The 18556-nt window shown below is 34.8% G+C and carries 19 protein-coding genes; 13 read left to right on the plus strand and 6 right to left on the minus strand.

All coding sequences use genetic code 11. From position 1 onward, the window contains the following. Positions 1-9: 9 nt before the first annotated feature. Positions 10-546 (minus strand): DUF1599 domain-containing protein, encoded by a 537-nt coding sequence (locus DDD_RS02150; protein ID WP_015361082.1) that lies wholly within the window; start codon positions 544-546, stop codon positions 10-12. A gap of 55 nt (positions 547-601) precedes the next feature. Between DDD_RS02150 and folP the strand changes: the two genes are divergently transcribed. Genes folP through DDD_RS02175 form a run of 5 tightly spaced genes read left to right on the plus strand, consistent with a single transcriptional unit; the run spans position 602 to position 4745 of the window. After that, complete coding sequence (folP, locus tag DDD_RS02155; RefSeq protein ID WP_015361083.1) at positions 602-1432, plus strand: dihydropteroate synthase; 831 nt, start codon at positions 602-604, stop codon at positions 1430-1432. 15 nt (positions 1433-1447) lie between these two features. Continuing rightward, positions 1448-2224 (plus strand): diadenylate cyclase CdaA, encoded by a 777-nt coding sequence (gene cdaA, locus DDD_RS02160; protein ID WP_015361084.1) that lies wholly within the window; start codon positions 1448-1450, stop codon positions 2222-2224. 29 nt (positions 2225-2253) lie between these two features. Beyond that, on the plus strand, positions 2254-3009 hold the full coding sequence (locus tag DDD_RS02165) for a DUF3667 domain-containing protein (protein WP_158441673.1): 756 nt from the start codon (positions 2254-2256) through the stop codon (positions 3007-3009). Positions 3010-3013: 4 nt separating this feature from the next. Next, a complete protein-coding gene (locus DDD_RS02170; protein WP_015361086.1) occupies positions 3014-3844 on the plus strand; it encodes a DUF3667 domain-containing protein in 831 nt (276 codons plus the stop codon). Positions 3845-3899: 55 nt separating this feature from the next. Next, entirely contained in the window at positions 3900-4745 is an 846-nt protein-coding gene (locus DDD_RS02175; RefSeq protein ID WP_015361087.1) for a DUF3667 domain-containing protein, read from the plus strand. 1 nt (position 4746) lies between these two features. On the opposite strand, the gene DDD_RS02180 is transcribed toward DDD_RS02175, so the two are convergent. From DDD_RS02180 to truA, 3 genes are read right to left on the minus strand one after another with little or no spacing between them, the layout of a single operon-like run. Beyond that, a complete protein-coding gene (locus DDD_RS02180) occupies positions 4747-6558 on the minus strand; it encodes an ABC transporter ATP-binding protein (protein WP_015361088.1) in 1812 nt (603 codons plus the stop codon). A 2-nt stretch (positions 6559-6560) separates the two neighbouring features. Continuing rightward, the gene (locus DDD_RS02185) at positions 6561-7025 is read right to left on the minus strand and encodes a hypothetical protein (RefSeq protein ID WP_015361089.1); all 465 of its coding nucleotides are present in this window, start codon (positions 7023-7025) and stop codon (positions 6561-6563) included. Further along, on the minus strand, positions 7022-7777 hold the full coding sequence (gene truA, locus DDD_RS02190; protein WP_041566859.1) for a tRNA pseudouridine(38-40) synthase TruA: 756 nt from the start codon (positions 7775-7777) through the stop codon (positions 7022-7024). Before truA ends, DDD_RS02185 begins: the two co-directional genes overlap by 4 nt. A gap of 242 nt (positions 7778-8019) precedes the next feature. On the opposite strand from truA, the gene DDD_RS02195 reads away from it, so the two are divergent. Beyond that, positions 8020-8511, plus strand: a complete 492-nt coding sequence (locus DDD_RS02195; RefSeq protein WP_015361091.1) for a metallophosphoesterase family protein — start codon at positions 8020-8022, stop codon at positions 8509-8511. A 182-nt stretch (positions 8512-8693) separates the two neighbouring features. On the opposite strand, the gene DDD_RS02200 is transcribed toward DDD_RS02195, so the two are convergent. Beyond that, the gene (locus DDD_RS02200; protein WP_015361093.1) at positions 8694-9104 is read right to left on the minus strand and encodes a DUF4293 domain-containing protein; all 411 of its coding nucleotides are present in this window, start codon (positions 9102-9104) and stop codon (positions 8694-8696) included. Between the two features lie 200 nt (positions 9105-9304). On the opposite strand from DDD_RS02200, the gene rho reads away from it, so the two are divergent. The 4 genes from rho (at position 9305) to DDD_RS02220 (ending at position 15391) form a co-directional block, all read left to right on the plus strand. Beyond that, entirely contained in the window at positions 9305-11020 is a 1716-nt protein-coding gene (gene rho, locus DDD_RS02205) for a transcription termination factor Rho (protein ID WP_015361094.1), read from the plus strand. A 190-nt stretch (positions 11021-11210) separates the two neighbouring features. Beyond that, entirely contained in the window at positions 11211-11798 is a 588-nt protein-coding gene (locus DDD_RS02210; protein ID WP_015361095.1) for a hypothetical protein, read from the plus strand. A 164-nt stretch (positions 11799-11962) separates the two neighbouring features. Next, the gene (locus tag DDD_RS02215) at positions 11963-12424 is read left to right on the plus strand and encodes a ferritin-like domain-containing protein (RefSeq protein WP_015361096.1); all 462 of its coding nucleotides are present in this window, start codon (positions 11963-11965) and stop codon (positions 12422-12424) included. Between the two features lie 132 nt (positions 12425-12556). Further along, positions 12557-15391, plus strand: a complete 2835-nt coding sequence (locus tag DDD_RS02220) for a M16 family metallopeptidase (RefSeq protein ID WP_015361097.1) — start codon at positions 12557-12559, stop codon at positions 15389-15391. 65 nt (positions 15392-15456) lie between these two features. Here the strand turns inward: DDD_RS02220 and DDD_RS02225 are convergent, their stop codons facing one another. Further along, positions 15457-16119 carry a fasciclin domain-containing protein gene (locus DDD_RS02225; RefSeq protein ID WP_015361098.1) on the minus strand — a complete coding sequence of 221 codons (663 nt, stop codon included), beginning with the start codon at positions 16117-16119 and terminating at the stop codon, positions 15457-15459. Between the two features lie 335 nt (positions 16120-16454). On the opposite strand from DDD_RS02225, the gene DDD_RS02230 reads away from it, so the two are divergent. The 3 genes from DDD_RS02230 to DDD_RS02240 all read left to right on the plus strand — a co-directional run bounded on the left by DDD_RS02230 (position 16455) and on the right by DDD_RS02240 (position 18511). Continuing rightward, positions 16455-16868 carry an IS1/IS1595 family N-terminal zinc-binding domain-containing protein gene (locus tag DDD_RS02230; RefSeq protein ID WP_015361099.1) on the plus strand — a complete coding sequence of 138 codons (414 nt, stop codon included), beginning with the start codon at positions 16455-16457 and terminating at the stop codon, positions 16866-16868. 115 nt (positions 16869-16983) lie between these two features. Next, positions 16984-18228: a hypothetical protein gene (locus DDD_RS02235; protein ID WP_015361100.1), complete on the plus strand. Its 1245-nt coding sequence runs from the start codon at positions 16984-16986 to the stop codon at positions 18226-18228. Between the two features lie 19 nt (positions 18229-18247). Further along, the gene (locus tag DDD_RS02240; RefSeq protein WP_015361101.1) at positions 18248-18511 is read left to right on the plus strand and encodes a DUF4212 domain-containing protein; all 264 of its coding nucleotides are present in this window, start codon (positions 18248-18250) and stop codon (positions 18509-18511) included. The last annotated feature ends 45 nt before the right edge of the window (positions 18512-18556 follow it).

Here is an 18556-nt window from a genome sequence, read left to right on the forward strand (position 1 = left end):
TACCTAAAATTATTCTGCTAGATGAATCATTGCAAAAACCGCATAATTAATCATGTCTTGATAATTGGCATCGATTCCTTCAGAAACTAGCGTGGCTCCTTCGTTGTCTTCTATTTGTTTAACGCGCAGTAGTTTTTGCAGAATCAAATCAGTTAAAGAACTTACGCGCATGTCTCTCCACGCTTCACCATAATCATGGTTTTTATCCATCATAAGCTGCTTTGTTACAGCAACATGATGATCGTATTGCTCGAGAGATACTTCTAAAGTTAAATCTGGCTGTTCTACCACACCTTTATCTAGTTGAATAAGCGCCATAATGGAATAATTGATAATTCCTATAAATTCACTTTCTTGTCCTTCATCTACTTTGGATTCAGAAAGAGTTTGTAATCCTCTAATGCGTTGAGCTTTTATAAAAATCTGGTCGGTAAGTGATGGCAATCTTAAAATGCGCCATGCGCTACCGTAATCTTTCATTTTTTTTGAAAACAAATCACGACATTGTGAGATAACGGCATCGTATTGCTGGCTAGTTTGGGACATGCGTAGTACAAATTTTGTGTAAATTTCGCATTTAAAACTCAATTAACCATATTTCATGGCGACTATAAATTGCGCAGGTACACTTATCGATCTTTCTACGCCTCATGTAATGGGCATTATAAACTGCACACCAGACTCTTTTTATGATGGAGGCAAGCTCAAAAATGATGCTGCAATCTTGAACCAAGTAGAGAAAATGCTGGACGACGGAGCTACTTTTATAGACGTAGGTGGCTATAGTTCGCGTCCAGATGGTACTGATATTTCTGTTGAAGAAGAACTTTCTCGAGTACTTCCGGTTCTTGATTTGATTACAGCTCGATTTGATATTAAAGGTTTGTCTTGTGACAGCTTTCGCGAAAGCGTAATAAAAAAAGCTATTAGCCACGGTGCAACCATTGTGAATGATATAAGCGCTGGTCATTTATCTGAAGACATGCTACAAATTGTTGGAAATTTTCAAATCCCTTACATCATGATGCATATGCGTGGTACTCCACAAACAATGAAATCCATGACCGATTATGATGATATGATTTTAGAAATTAATTATTATTTTTCTGAACGTATTGCTGCGGCAAGATCTTATGGAATCAATGATATTATTATTGATCCAGGATTTGGGTTTGCAAAAACTCGAGAACAAAATTTTGAATTGCTCTCAAATCTTAATTTACTACAAGCTCATAATGTTCCTATTCTAGCAGGTGTATCTCGTAAATCCATGATTTATAAAACTTTAAACACTACTGCTCAACAAGCGCTAAATGGTACCACAGCTTTAAACATGGTGAGTTTAATGAATGGCGCAAAGATCTTACGCGTTCATGATGTGAAAGAGGCAATGGAAACTATCAAGCTATTTAAGGAGTTAACAATAAATTAATTCTATTTTTACTACATGGAATTACCTGGATTTAGAATAATTGATTTAATAGACATTTTACTGGTTGCTGCGGTAGTTTTTTATCTGTACCGATTAGTAAAAGGAACTGCTGCTCTTAATATTTTTATAGGTATTTTTATTATATATCTTATTTACCAGCTTACCGTTTTTATGAAAATGGAGATGTTGAGTCAGGCTTTAGGCGCTGTTACAGGAGCTGGTGTAGTTGCACTTATTGTAGTTTTTCAGCAAGAAATTAGGCGGTTTTTATTGATGCTCGGCTCTACTCAATTCACTTCTAGAAAACGTTTTTTAAAACAATTGCGCATTTTTCAAGAAGAGAAAGATACTAACGACATCGTAGTCGATGAGATTGTAAAAGCTTGTAAAAAGATGAGTGCGACAAAAACTGGAGCTCTCATAGGAATTAAACGAGATGGATCCCTAGATTTCATTAAGAACACAGGTGATGAGCAGGATATTCTAGTTAACTCTTCTATTATTCAAAGTATCTTTTATAAAAACAGCACCTTACATGACGGCGCCATGATTGTGGAAGGGAACAAAATAACTGCTACAAGAGTTATTTTACCATTATCAGAAAACAGAAAAATACCTCAACGCTTTGGGTTGCGACATCGAGCTGCTTTAGGTTTAACCGAAAGAAGTAGTGCTATTGCCATTATAGTAAGTGAGGAGACAGGACAAATATCACTGGTTCAAGAAGGAGCTTTTGAAACCTACTCAGACACCAAAGAGCTGGTCAAAAAAATTAAATCATTACTCGCCTGATGGAACGACACTGTAAGAATTGTAGTAAAATGCTATATGCAAGACAAAACTTTTGTTCTAATTGCGGCTCTAAATGGGTGGATTATAGGTTAACACCTAAAAGGATCGTGACGGAAGTTTCCAATCGATATCTAGGAACGGATAATGTGTTTCTCGTTACACTTATTGCCTTATTAAAATATCCAGAAGATGTAATTGATGGTTATATCAAAGGACAGCGTAAAAAATATGTCAACCCAGCTAGCTTTTATCTAATTAGCTTGACTTTAATAGGTTTACAAATCTTTATTTTGAAACATATTGCTCCAGATACCTTAGGTTTTGGTGATTTGAAAGATGCTGAATCAGTACAAACATACGTTGGTTATTTCTACGATTATATAGGGTTATTTACTACTTTTTTTATTCCCGCTTATGCTCTTACTGGTTATTTGGTTTTTATTGATACTAGAAAATATAACTTTTCAGAACATCTGGTCTTTTGTATTTACATATTTGGGTTTATAAATATTTTGACATTTCTACTCACTCCACTAGTCATAGGATTTACTATTGACTATCAAGTGATATCCTTGATAATAACACCACTTACCATTGTTCAATTTGCATGGTACTATAAAAGATGTTTTCAATTAAACCTCGGGCAAATCGTTTTGAAAACATTGATTGCAATGATTGTATTTCAAATTATATCTGTTATATACTTAATATTTTTTGTGGTAATTATTATAGGACTTACTTTTTTAATACGGCCAGAACTACTTAAATCAATTACAATCGATTAGGACAATGGAAAGAAATTGTAAAAACTGTAACGAACTTATTTATGCTGGAAAAAATCATTGTGCAAATTGCGGTTGTAAATGGATTGAGAATCGCATTACTATGCGGCAAGTAGGCAATGATTTTGCCGACATGTACCTAGGTTTTGACACAAAGTTTGTGAGAACATTTGTGGACTTATTCAAAAAGCCAGAGGCCGTAATTTTAGGTTATATGAACGGCCGCCGTGTGAACTATATGGATGCTGTACGTTATATTTTATTATCACTTTTTGTTACTGGTATTTACACCTTTGTTCTTAAACAAACAGGTGCCATTGATAAAATAATTGACAGTCAGGCAGCAGCAACAATGGAAGCCTATATGGACATGGGAATGCCTGAACAGCAAGCCATAGAGAGTACTGCACAAGCTCAGAAATTTACCCAGCAAATTTTTGAATTCCAAGGGTTCTTTTTGCTTTTGACAATTCCGCTGCTTGCTTTTGCTGCTAGATTAACTTTTTGGGGGAAAAGATATTTTAATTTTACAGAGCAAATCGTATTTTATTTATATACATATAGTCATTTTGTGATGGCTACTACACCTATAACAATTCTACTTGTTTTCTTTGCACCAGATTATTTTTCTTACTTGGGGTTTGTAACGTTTCCTTTATTATACTTGTACAATGCTTATTGTTATAAGAAATGCTTTAACTTAAATAACGCCACGATTATCACAAAAACATTGGTCTCCATATTTATTATTATAGGAGTTTTTATTGCTTCAGGAATATTAATTGGAATCGTTGGAATTATAGTCGGACTTATTCTCAAAGCAACTGGTGTACTTTAATTCTCGCTTTTAATTGGTATGAAGAAGCATATTTAATAAATCGAAATACACAACCATGGTTAGAAACTGTAAAAACTGTAACGAGCTTATTTATGCAGGTAAGACACATTGTGCCAGCTGTGGTTGTAAATGGATTGAGAATCGCATTACTATGCGGCAAGTAGGTCACGATTTTGCCGACATGTATATAGGATTAGACACTAAATTTGTACGTACTTTTCTAGATTTATTTAGACGTCCTGAAGCAGTTATTCTTGGCTATATGAATGGGCGTCGTGTGAACTACATGGATGCTGTACGTTATATTTTATTATCACTTTTTGTTACTGGAATATATATGTTCATTATGAAAAATAGTGGCGCAATGGATGAATACCTTGCAAACACTTTGGAGCAATATTCTGGAACTGCTTATAATACACTAAATAAAGAACAGCTAGAAAGGCAACTGAGAGTTGTTAATAAAGTCATGGATTATCAGAGTTTGATAGTATTCTTGACAATTCCAATACTTGCCTTGGCAGGTCGTATCACTTTCTGGGGAAAACGCTATTTCAATTATACGGAACAGTTAGTATTCTATATGTATACTTATTCACAAATAATTATTCTCACTACCCCAATAAGTCTAATATTACTTTGGGTTTCACCAGAATTATTTACGTATTGGTCTTACGTGACTTATCCTGCAATGTTTTTGTATAATGCCTATTGTTACAAAAGATGTTTTAAACTAGATTTATCTTCAACTATTCTTAAATCTCTAGTTGGTTTTATTACAATATTAATATTGTTAGTGCTATCAGTAATACTATCAGTATTACTAGGGTTTATAGGAGCTTTAATCGCTGATAAATTAGGCTATGATGTAAAAGGTTTCTTTGAAACTAATTTTGGATAATTTAAGCTACCTCTTGCTGCAAGAATTGAACCTCATAAAGGTTTTTATAGTAACCGTTTTCCTTTTCAAGGAGCTCATTGTGTGTTCCCATTTCTACTATTTCTCCAGCGTCCATAACGATTATTTTATCGGCTTTTTTAATGGTAGCAAGTCTGTGTGCAATAACTATGGAGGTACGGCCTTCAGTGATGATATCAGTAGCATCTTGAATCAATTGTTCACTATAAGCATCTACAGAGCTAGTCGCTTCATCAAGAATCAAAATACTAGGGTTAGAAACATAAGCTCTTAAAAACGCAATTAACTGGCGTTGACCAGAGCTCAACATCACTCCTCTTTCCTTCACGTTGTATTGGTATCCGTTAGGTAAGGTCATGATAAATTTATGAACGCCTATTTTCTTTGCCGCGTCTATTACATCTGCCTCCGAAATATCAGGATTTTGAAGTGTTATGTTGTTGAGAATAGTATCTGCAAACAAGAAAACATCTTGTAGCACCACTGCTATTTGTGATCGAAGAGATGAAAGTTGGTACGCTTTCGCGGAAGCGGAATCAATCAAAATCTCTCCACTATTAATTTCATAAAAACGTGACAACAGATTTATAATCGTAGATTTTCCAGCTCCAGTTGCACCTACAATAGCGACGGTTTCTCCCGCTTGAACTTCAAAACTCAAGTTTTTTAAAACCAACTCATTCTCTACGTAACCAAAATCTACATTTTTAAATTCAATGATACCTTTTAAATCTGCTGCGATCAATTCACCTTGATCTTCTATTTGCGACTCTGTATCTATAATTCCAAAAACACGGTTTGCAGCAACCATTCCCATTTGTAGGGTATTGAATTTATCTGCAATCTGGCGTAATGGTCTGAAGAGTTTTTGAGACAAATCAATAAACATGACTATAGTACCAATTGGTACTACTAATTCTGAATTTTGAGTTCCTATATTCATTACAACTCCTATATAAACGATCAGACCTATGGTAATGCTAGAAGCCATTTCTGCAATCGGGAAGAAAATCGAGTTGTACCAAACCGTTTTTACCCAAGCATTTCTATGCTTGTCATTAATTTCTTTAAATTGCTCATATTCAATCTTTTCTCGATTAAAAATCTGCACGATTTTCATGCCTGTAACACGCTCTTGAACAAATGAATTAAGATTACTTACTTGTGTACGCACTTCTTCAAAGGCTACTTTCATGGCCTTTTGAAAAACACGCGTAGCGTAAAGAATAAATGGCATGACAATAAGAGCTATTAAGGTCAGCTTCCAGCTTGAGACCGCCATAAAGCCTAAAACAACTAACATTTTCAACAGATCAGAAATAATCACAAAAAGACCTTGAGAAAAAATACTTGCAATGGTTTCTATATCACTCACTGCTCTGGTTACTAATTTACCTACAGCACTTTTATCAAAGTATTGCATCTTGAAACCCATCATGTGTTTGAAGAGTTTGATACGTAAATCGCGTATTACTTGCTGCCCTAACCAGTTAGCATAATAAATAAAACTGAGTTGTAATAATACATCTGCAACGAGTACAGCTACCATCAGGACTATCACTCCTACAAAACCTCCATATTCAATTCCTAGAATAGTTTGAGAACCATTGAAATCCTGAGGCACGATATGATTATCAATTGCTACTTTAATCAAATACGGCATCCCAATGGCGACTACAGCAATCAAAATGGCGCTCAAAGCAACAAAGTAATAAGTTAGTTTATAAGGCTTTGTATAAGAAAGCAATCTCTTAAAAAGAGACATATTAAATGCATTACCTGTAGTTGAAGCCATATTTATTTAAGTAAATGTGCGATACTAGATCGCAATTCTTCTTCTTTTTGTGTACCGATGACGTACTGTTTATCAGCTATTTTAATGTGAAGTCCTTTAGAACCACCTACATTATAAACGGTTCCATAACTGGTCCAGATCCTGATGCCCCAGCCGCCTACAAAACCATAATCTATTACTTGAGCACTGGTCATATCTTTCCAGTAAAAGTCTTTTTTGACAAATGGAAAATAGCGCATCTGAATTTTTTCTTCAGTAATACGAGTACTTAATTTTAACGTCAAAAATAAAACCAAAATCCCTACAGCTGTTATAGTTAATATAACTTTATCAACTGTCAACTGATTTTTCAATGGTTCTGAATAATCAAAGGTTGATGCTGCTACAATTACTAGACCTATTACAATAATCCACAGCCACCATTGCTGGAACTTTTGAGACTCTTGAAAAAGTACTTTTGACTTCATAAGAAAAGCTCCTTAGGATATTCAATTTTAGTTAAAAACAAACCTGAGGCAGCTGCGCTAGCTCCTGCCTGACCTCTATCCTTGGAAGCAATGATATCATGCATACTTTCTACAGTCCTTTTACCGTAACCTATTTCTAACAAAGTCCCCACAATCGCTCGTACCATATTACGTAGAAAGCGATTTGCAGTAATATGAAATATGACTTTGTGATCTTTATATTCAAATCTGGCTTCAGTAAGATCACAAATAAATGTTTTTACATCTGTATTTACTCTAGAGAAAGATTCAAAATCTTTGTAATCTAGCAATATAGAAGCGGCTTGTTCCATTAATTTAAAATCTGGTTTTCTAAAAAGCACATAAGCTTGATTTACTTGAAAAGGATCAGGTCTTAGTAAAAAATGGTATTCATAGGAACGCTTTGTAGCATGAAAGCGCGCGTGTGCAGTTTCTTGTACTGGCCTGATATCATAAATAGCGATGTCTTTTGGGATCCAGCGGTTCAACCTATAAATTAAATGCTCGAGATCTAGTTCGCCATCATAATTAAAATGAGCCACCATAAAAGCCGCATGTACTCCGGTATCAGTTCTTCCTGCTCCTTGAATACGTATGTTCTCGCGTAGCATTTTTTTTAGCCCATCTTCTATTACCTCTTGAACAGAAATGCTTTGAGGTTGTTTTTGCCAGCCGTGATATTTAGTACCATCATAAGCCAATTCCATAAAATAACGTGAAGTTTCTTGCATTGGAACAAAGATAAGAGGAATGAATTTGAAATCGAACTCGAACTTAAATTTTCAAAAAAGATGAAAGACGAATATTCAAAGTTGCGGATTTAAGCCCGCAACTTTGAATATTATGATGACAGTCAAAAAGTCGGTAGTCATAGGTCACAAGAGTTCTCGAAGAGAACGCGAGCAGTCGGTCGTCAAAAACTGAAGGACTCAGAGACTCAAAAACTAAAAGACTAACCAACTATCTTTGCAAAATGAAAATATTACTTCTTTCAGACACTCATAGTCACATGGATGATTTCATCCTTAAATATGTCCAACAAGCCGATGAAGTGTGGCATGCTGGCGATATAGGCGATCTTAAAGTTACAGATCAAATTGCAGCTCTTAAACCCTTGCGAGGCGTTTGGGGAAATATAGACGACGATAACGCAAGAATGCAGTTTCCAGAGCACAATCGGTTTACCTGTGAAGGAATGGATATATGGATCACGCACATAGGCGGTTATCCTGGCCGATACAACCAGCGTGTACGACCAGAAATATATGACAATGCGCCTGATATTTTTATTTGTGGACACTCACATATTCTCAAAGTGGTCAACGATAAAAAGATCAATTGCCTGCACATGAATCCAGGTGCTATAGGTATGCATGGATTTCACCAAAAACGCACGATGTTGCGATTTGAGATTAATGATGGTAAGATTAGTAATCTAGAAGTTATTGAAAAGGACCGTAAATAATTATCATTAATAAAGTTCATATATGATCTCTTAATTCAAATTTCTGGTTGTTATCAAAAAAGTGGTGAAATAAAATCCGCTTTCGCGAAAGCGAGAAAAAAAGAAAAACTTCCTTAAAAAACAAAATCCTGCAAGGTGGCGCCTTGCAGGATTTCTCACTAATATTACTAAGATTTTTGCGTTTATCGTAATCTATCTGCAGATTTTACGAGTTGTTCATCCTTTCTTATTGCCTTGTTAGCCAAGACGATTAAAACGATAGATAGGATAGGAATGAACATCCCAATGCCTTTCTCAGAAACCGCCGTTTCTCCAGACATCATTAGCGATTGATATACATAAACTCCTAGTATAAAAAGGTTTAATAACAAATTTAATCTGTTAACCACAGTTTGCAACTGTCTATTCTTATATAAGAATATCGCAATTAACGATAAAACTGCACTTAAAACAAATATACCATAATACAAGCTACTATCCATTCCCACAAACTCATTTCCTTCTCCATCTATATAGAACTCCACGATCCATATAAGGACTCCAGAGACCAATGCAGCGATAAATAAATATATAGTTTGAATACGTTGTATCATATATGCTATTTTACAAAAGCAAAGCAAAAATATAACAATAGCTGCAAAAAGAACAACAGATATTAATTTTTTAGTGTATAATTGCAGTGCATAACAGAGTAACTTACTCTTTATAGGTTACCTAGCAGTTCAAAATTTTTCTCATAATTTTTGAACTTTAAATTTCCCCTGAAAACAAATTATACATTTACTAAAGTTATATGTTTCAAATAGCTGATTTAAAATCAAAAAAACTTCCTGAATTACAGGAAATCGCAAAAGGTCTTAATGTTCCTAAAATTAAATCATTACGCAAACTAGACCTGGTCTATAAAATACTAGACCTGCAAGCAGAAAATCCAGAGGTTGTAAAAAGTCTCGATATAGAAGCTACTCCAGAAACGGATAAAAAAGAGGCTCCTGTAAAAAAAGTAGCTCCTAAAAAACTTGCGGCAAAAAAGGAAAGAAAACCTAGAGCTCCTAAAAAAGAAACTTCAAAAGAATCAAAATCTGATGAGAAAGATGATTTTGTAATTACCGAAGAAACATTAAAAGGACGCAAAGACCCTAGTAGGCCTAATCCTAGACCTAGAAAAGAAAAGAAATCTTCTAAAAGCAAATCAAAGGATCAAACAGATTCTCAAAAAGACGCCCCAAAGGAGACTACTGATTCCAAAGATAATTCTAGCAACGACAGTTCAGATAAAAACGACAACCGTAACAGCCGTCAAAAAAATACACGCAGCAACAGTAATCAGGCAAACGTTCCTAAAGGAAACAAAGACACGCGCAACCGTTACCGCGATCCTGATTTTGAATTTGATGGAATCATAGAAAGTGAAGGTGTTCTTGATATGATGCCAGATGGATATGGTTTCTTGCGCAGTAGTGATTACAATTATCTAGCCAGTCCTGATGATATCTACGTATCACAATCGCAAATAAGACTTTTCGGTCTTAAAACTGGTGATACAGTTCTAGGTATGGTACGTCCTCCTAAAGAAGGAGAAAAGTACTTCCCATTAATTAAGATTTCTCAAATTAATGGTCTGGACCCTAAAGTAGTGCGTGATCGTGTTTCTTTTGAGCACCTTACACCTCTTTTCCCAGAAGAAAAATTTGACCTTGCTGGTAGACGTGCTAGTATTTCTACACGAGTGATGGATCTTTTTGCCCCTATAGGAAAAGGACAGCGTGGGATGATAGTAGCACAACCTAAAACAGGTAAAACCATGCTACTTAAAGATATTGCAAACGCGATAGCAGCAAATAACCCTGAAGTATATCAGCTTATCTTACTAATAGACGAGAGACCGGAAGAAGTAACAGATATGCAACGCAATGTAGACGGTGAGGTAATTGCCTCTACATTTGATAAAGAAGCACATGACCATGTAAAAGTGGCTAACATTGTTCTAGAAAAAGCAAAACGTATGGTAGAATGTGGTCACGATGTTGTGATTTTACTAGACTCGATTACACGTCTTGCTCGTGCTTATAATACAGTTCAACCTGCAAGTGGTAAAGTACTTTCTGGTGGTGTAGATGCAAATGCTTTACATAAACCTAAACGTTTCTTTGGTGCGGCTCGTAATATTGAAGGTGGTGGATCTTTATCTATCATCGCAACAGCATTGACAGAAACTGGTTCTAAAATGGACGAGGTAATTTTTGAAGAATTTAAAGGAACAGGTAACATGGAGCTTCAACTGGATAGAAATATATCTAACCGTCGTGTGTTCCCTGCTATTGATCTTACTTCTTCATCTACACGTCGTGATGATTTATTGCTAGACGAGAAAACAATGAAATTCATGTGGATTTTACGCAAGTATCTGGCTGACATGAATCCTGTGGAAGCAATGGAGTTCATTTCTCAAAAGATCAAGCAAACTCGTAATAACGAAGAATTTCTTGCTACGATTAACGATGATTAAATTTATATGATACTTTAAAAGCCTCTATCTCATGAGGCTTTTAATGATATCGCTTTCGCGAAAGCGGATGCTCAACAATTTATAATACCATACGAACTCATTAGAACCTAAGTATTTCTTATCAACTGGAAGTAATTCCTAACAATAAAGACCACAATTCTAAGTTCAACATAACGTCACATTTTTAAAAATGAATTTTTTTCTAATACCATTATTTCTGATTATAAGTTATAGTACTATAGCTCAGGAAACCGATAGTGTAAAAAGTATCGACGCCCAATTTGAAACATTAATTACCGAATCAAATAATTTTAAAGAATTTAAAGTTATCAAACAACGGTCGATTAATGAACTACGTAGAAACACTAATGAGCATTTAGATCAATTAAATGATAAAATAAGCTCGTTAGAAAATTCTATAGCGACTAAGGACGGCCGCATTGCCTCTTTAGAACAAGAATTGCAAGAAACTAATGCTAGTCTAACTGGAGTAAATGCCGAAAAGGATTCCATGAATTTTTTCGGAATTCAAACTAATAAAAGTGTCTATAATACCGTCGTTTGGTCCATTGTAGGAGTTTTAGGTTTTCTTTTTGTGTTGATGAGTATGCGTTTTAAAAGCAGTAATTCTACTACTAAAGCTGCTCAAAAACAATTACAATCTACCGAAGAAGAGTTAGAGGAACTAAGACGTAAATCTATTGAAAAAGAGCAAAAATTAGGACGACAACTTCAAGACGAAAGAAATAAGTTATCTAAGTTAAAAAGCGACAAATAGATTTTTATTGTGAACAAATGAGATAGCGATGGTCTTCAGGATTATCGCTTTTTTTGTTCACTCCTTTTTCACTCTAAATACAAAATCGTTAAACATATCTCAACTCACAATTTTTTAAGAAGTTCTAGTTGACATCAGTGCTATATTAAAAGAAAATAATATCAATGGAAACTATAAAAACTGAGAAATACTTAAACGACTTACTAGAAAAAACCTATGATGCGCAACGTGGTTATGCAAATGCTGCAGAAGTCACTGAGCATGTGCAGTTAAAAAGATGGCTAGCACAACAAGGTGCAAGACGCACAGAATTTGCTGCCTCTTTATCTGGGGAAATTAAGAATATGAACAAGGAACCAGATAATGATGGATCAATGAAAGGAGATTTACACAGGAGCTGGATGAATATTAAAGCTGCGTTAAGTCTCAATACAGATGAAGCGATTCTAGAAGAATGTATAACTGGAGAAAAAGCTGCTGTAGAAGAATACAATGAGGTATTAGAACATAAATCTGAATTACCACAAACAGTTGTATCTATCTTAGAGGCACAAAAAGACGAAATTAAATCTACCTTAAACCAGGTAAAATCACTGGAAGATATTGCAGAATTTAAAGACCTGTAATTTTATATAACAGAATTTGAAAACCGCCTCAATGGCGGTTTTTTTATTGCCTAATATTCTTGAATGCTTTGAATACCTTGTAAGATTAACTATTATATTTACATCGATCATACTTAATAAATAACTTTGTATATGAAACTATCTAACCTTATGACAGCGTTTTTTATCGCTTTTATATTTATCTCTTGTAACGACCTATCTAAAGATGATGCTACAACAGATACTGAATCCAATGCTATCTCGATTCCGTTTGAAAAACATACCTTAGAAAACGGCCTTACTGTAATTTTTCATGAAGACAAGTCCGATCCTGTCGTAGCTGTTGCATTAACTGCTCATGTAGGAAGTGCTAGAGAAAAGGAAGGAAAAACTGGCTTTGCTCACTTATTTGAACACCTATTATTTCTAGAATCAGAAAACCTAGGGAAAGGTGGACTTGACGCAATGAGTGCTAGAATTGGAGGTTCAGGAGCAAATGGTTCTACAAGTCGTGATGTTACCAACTATTATCAAACGGTTCCTAAAGATGCATTAGAAAAAATGATTTGGGCGGAAGCAGATAAACTAGGATATTTTATCAATACCGTTACTGAACCAGTTCTTGCTAAAGAGAAGCAAGTAGTAAAAAATGAAAAGAGACAAAGTGTTGACAACAATGCTTATGGTCACGAATCTTATGTTGTAGGGAAGAATTTGTATCCAGAAGAACATCCTTACAATTGGCAAGTAATAGGCTCGTTAGAAGATCTTCAAAATGCATCGCTTCAAGATGTCAAAGATTTTTATAAAGACTGGTACACTCCTAACAACGCAGTTCTAACCATTGCTGGAGATTTTGACAAAGCTCAAGCTTTAGAATGGGTAAAGAAATACTTTGGTGAAATCAAAAGAGGTAAGGAAGTCGATAAACCTTCTATAGAAGCAGTTGTACTTAAAGATTCAAAATATTTGTATCATGAAGATAACTTTGCTCAAACTCCTAGATTGAGTTTTACATGGCCTACAGTTCCTAATTATCATGAAGATTCTTATGCTTTAGAAGTATTAGGTAATTATTTAAGTAGAGGTAAAAAAGCTCCTTTAAATCAAATTGTAGTTGAAAAAGACAGAGTAGCAGATCAAGCTTATGCGTTTAACTATACATCAGAACTTGCAGGTCAATTTGGAATCGTTGCGCGAGCTTATGACGGTGTTGATCTAGATAGCGTGAAACGAAGTATTGAAAAAGCATTATCTCTTTTTGAAGAGAATGGCATTTCTCAAGACGAATTAGATAGAATAAAGACAAGCAAAGAAACCGACTTTTATCAAGGCTTATCTAGTGTTTTAGGAAAAGGCTTCCAGTTGACCCAATATGAAATACTTGCAGGAGATGCAGGTTTCTTAGCACAAGACATGAAGAATATGCAAGCGGTTACTTTGGAAGATATTACTAAGGTTTATCACAAATACATAAAAGACAGCAATTATATAATGACCAGCTTTGTTCCTAAAGGTCAAGTAGAATTAGCAGTTAGCAACTCTCAAAAGGCCGATGTAGAAGAAGAAAAAATTGTAGAAGGTGCTGAAGAAAGTTTTGATGCAAGTATTGTTGCAGAGTATGAGCGCAGCCCATCAAGTTTTGATAGAAGTATTGAACCAGCTTATGGAGATGCTCCTACCCTAGAAATTCCAAATGTTTATAAGGAACAGCTGTCATCAGGTATTGAAATACTTGGAATAGAAGACAAAGAAGTTCCTTTGATCCAATTTCAATTAGATATGAAAGGCGGCATGCTATTCGAAGACATCGATAAAATAGGTGTATCAAACATGCTCGCTCAACTTATGAATAAGGGAACCGCAACTAAAACTCCAGAAGAATTAGAAGATGCGATTGAAAAATTAGGGGCAAATATTACAGTACGATCTAGTGATGAAAGTATCTCAATTAATGCAAGTGCCTTATCAAGAAATTATGAAGAGGTAATGAAAATCGTTGATGAAATATTATTAGAACCTAGATGGGATAAAGAAGAGTTTGAGCTTATAAAAAAGCAAACTATTAGTAGGATTCAGCAACAAAAAGCGAGTCCTCGTGCGATAGCTAGTAACGAGTTTGCAAAACTCATATATGGAAATCAACATCTCCTTGCGCAGAATAACCTAGGTACCGAACAGAGCGTTGCAAACATCACAATAGAAGACCTGAAAGATTATTATAACAGCTATTTTACACCAAAGTTAGCTAGTTTTAAAATTGTAGGTGATGTGGAAAGTTCTAAGGTGGTATCTTCATTGGAAACTATTAATAGAAACTGGAATCAAAAAGAAGTATCTCTTCCACAAATTCAGCCTTTTCCAGAATTAGAATCTTCTCAAGTATACTTTTATGACGTACCTAATGCAAAACAGTCTATTTTAACTATTGGTAATCGTTCTATTCCATCGACAGATAACGATTCGTATAATGTGGACATCATAAATTACCGTTTAGGCGGTGGTGGATTTGCTTCTCAACTTACGCAGCAACTTAGAGAAGATAAAGGTTACACTTATGGTGTTAGATCTTCATTTAACAACTCTCCTACCACAGGTACATTTACAATATCCAGTGGTGTAAGGTCTAATGTTACTTATGAGTCTACCGCATTAATCAAAGAGATTTTATCAAATTACGGCTCTAATTTCTCTGAGGAAGACCTAGAAGTTACAAAAAGTTATCTGATCAAATCTAGCGCTAGAGCTTTTGAATCTCAAGGCGCAAAATTGAGAATGCTCTCTAATATTGAAGAAAATGATATGCCCATCGATTATGCATTGACAAGGCAAAAAGTAGTAACAGATATCACTCTACCTGAAATAAAAGAATTAATCAACGAATATATTAATTCAGATAAGATGGTATATTTAATAGTAGGTGATAAAAAGACTCAATTTAATAAGCTTGAGAAACTTGGTTTTGGAAAACCTACTTTACTCAATTAAAGTCTTTTCCATAAAAAAAATGGCATTCCTTTTAAAGGAATGCCATTTTTATTTAAGCCTTAATATTACTTAGATGGCAATAATACTTTATCGATTACGTGAACAACGCCGTTAGATTGTTTCACATCTGCAACGGTTACAGTTGCTGTTCCTCCTAAAGCGTCTTTGATAGTTACTTTTCCATCAACTAGCATTGCAGTTAAGTTTTTCCCGTTTACCGTTGTGAAAGAGGTGCTACCTTTTCCATCTTCGATCATTTTCAAAAGATCTCCAGCCATAACATTTCCAGAAACTACGTGATAAGTAAGAATACCACTCAATTTCTCTTTGTTTTCAGGTTTTAATAAAGTCTCTACAGTTCCAGCTGGTAATGCCGCAAAAGCATCATTTGTAGGTGCAAAAACTGTGAAAGGTCCTTCACTATTTAAAGTTCCTACTAATCCTGCTGTAGAAACCGCAGTCACTAATGTAGATAGATCTTTACTAGTAGATGCATTTTCAACAATAGTCATGTCAGGATACATCATTGCACCGTTAATGCTCACTGCAGTTGCGTCGCGTTCCATCTTTTCTTTTTCTACCATCGCAAGAGAGTCTGCTTTTTTTGCTTCCATTTCTTGCTCCATTTTCATTTGTTCAGCTTCTTTCTCAGCAGCTTCATCTTTACATGACACCATAAATAATGATGCCGATAGGGCTAAAACCCCAATTTTTTTGATAAGTTTCATAATTGATTTATTTTATTTCAACTAACTTAATGATAAAAGAATCAAGGAAATAAATAATAACGTTACTTTATAATTTGATTATTAAAACATTAACTATAAACTAGACTAACCGCAATTAAATCCTCAATAAGTTAAACAGAATGAGCACCTATTTCATCTAAAAATTAGCTTCTCTTTGTCCTTAGCACCTTTTTCTAAGTTCGCTTTCGCGAAAGCGAAAACTCAATTTCATTTACTTATAATAATTAGCATCTTATCATATCGAACTATAATATTTAACTAATAAATGTTATATTATTGCTAATTTGATATATTTATGCTAAATTAATATAGTTATGAAAATTTGCCCTAGTTGTTCCTCTGAAAATCAGATCAAAAGTGGTGTTGTTAATGGTAGACAACGTTATAAATGTAAAGATTGTAATTACAATTTTACCGTAGATAAAATTGGTAAAAAGATAGACGATTACTATGTAAATAAAGCATTACAACTCTATCTTGAAGGCTTGACATATAGAGAAATAGAGCGTATTCTAGGAATTTCGCATGTGAGTGTACTCAATTGGGTGAAAAAGTATAATATAAAAAGACCTAGCAACACAAAATATCATCCTACATATAAGATTCTAAACGCTACAGAGCTAGGTGAATACTTCTCAAACTCTCAAAACATTAAAGGTGCAGGAGCTGTAGTTACAGAGCTTGGAGATAAATTTATGTTGATACAGTGGGAACGATTTAGAGACTAGAACTATATCTATTACCAAATAACTATATTAAATTTTAATTAACATAAGAATTTGTTGAGGTTAGCATCACGAAAGAAAACGATTTCGTAACAACTAACCTTAATTACAAACTCTTATGAAAAACAAGTATTTATTTTTACTTCCATTCTTCTTCCTAGCAGCCTGTCTAGGATTTGCTCAAGGTTCTACAGAGTATACTGGCGGAATGAAGGTAAATCTCAACGAAGACGGCTCAAAATACTTCCGTATAATATCATGGGCACAATTCTGGGCACAGCATTCAGATAATGAAACACTCAATAGTTTTGGGAATGAAGAAAGTGACTTAAACTTTTCCATTCGTAGGGCTCGTGTACTTATGTATGCTCAAGTGTCTAAAAGATTTTTGATTCTAACGCATTTCGGTCTTAATAGTCAGAATGCGAGTAATCTTCATCCAGTAGGTAAAAGCGATAGTTCTCAATTGTTCTTTCACGATGTTTGGGGAGAATGGTCACTTAATGACAATCACGCTGTAGGTGGTGGATTGCATTACTGGAATGGAATTTCTAGATTAAATAATCAGAGTACGTTAAACATGTTAACTCTTGATAATAATCGTCAGAGTTGGGCAACTATAGGTTTGAGTGATCAGTTTGCTCGTCATATGGGAGTTTATTTCAAAGGAAAATTTGATAGATTACAATATAGAGTATCAATTAATGAAGCACTCACAAATGGTCTAGACGTGGGAGGAATACCAGGGATAAACAACGCTACTTACAACGGTCGTGAAATTTTAGGAGGTAAGGACGCAGGAAAAAACTTTGCAGGTTACTTTGACTATCAATTATTAGATCAAGAGAGCAACTTTTTACCATACAAAGTAGGCTCTTATTTAGGTAGTAAAAAAGTTTTTAATGTAGGAGCTGGTTTTTTCTATCACCCTAACGGTAGTGTATCGCTAGATGGAAATAATAATTTTCAAGGTGAAGATGTTGCCATTTTTGCTGTAGATGCATTTTATGATGCACCTGTAGGAGATAAAGGGGCAGCTATCACCGCTTATGCAACTTACCAAAACAATGATTATGGTACTAATTTCACACTAGGTCAAACTTACGAGACTGGCTCAATGCTTTATGCACATGTAGGTTATGTACTACCTAGTAAAAATGATAGGTTAAAACTTCAGCCCTACTTGTCTGTATCTTCTCGCAACATCGATGCTATAGATGATAACGCAAATAGATTTGGTATAGGCGGCAACCTTTATTTCAGCGGTCATCATTCTAAATTATCACTGGAATATGCTAATCAAAAATATGGAAATCTAGATGCAGTTGGGACAGTTACCCTACAAGCAATGATTTACCTATAAAACTTTAAAACTATAAATTATGTCAAATAAACAATCTAATGCAACAGCCTACTGGAAAGAGAACATTAAGTACCTCTTCATTCTACTCGGCATCTGGTTTGCCGTTTCTTACGGTGCTGGAATTTTATTCAAGGATGCTTTAAACGAGCTCAGGCTCGGTGGTTTCAAACTAGGGTTTTGGTTTGCTCAACAGGGATCTATCTATGTTTTTGTGATACTCATATTCGTTTACGTACGTATCATGAACAAGCTGGATAAGAAATACGGATACGACGAAAAATAACAGCGGTTAAATTTTGAAGTTTGCGCTTTCGCGAAAACGAGATCA

The organism is Nonlabens dokdonensis DSW-6 (assembly GCF_000332115.1).
In the GTDB taxonomy this organism is placed as follows: domain Bacteria; phylum Bacteroidota; class Bacteroidia; order Flavobacteriales; family Flavobacteriaceae; genus Nonlabens; species Nonlabens dokdonensis.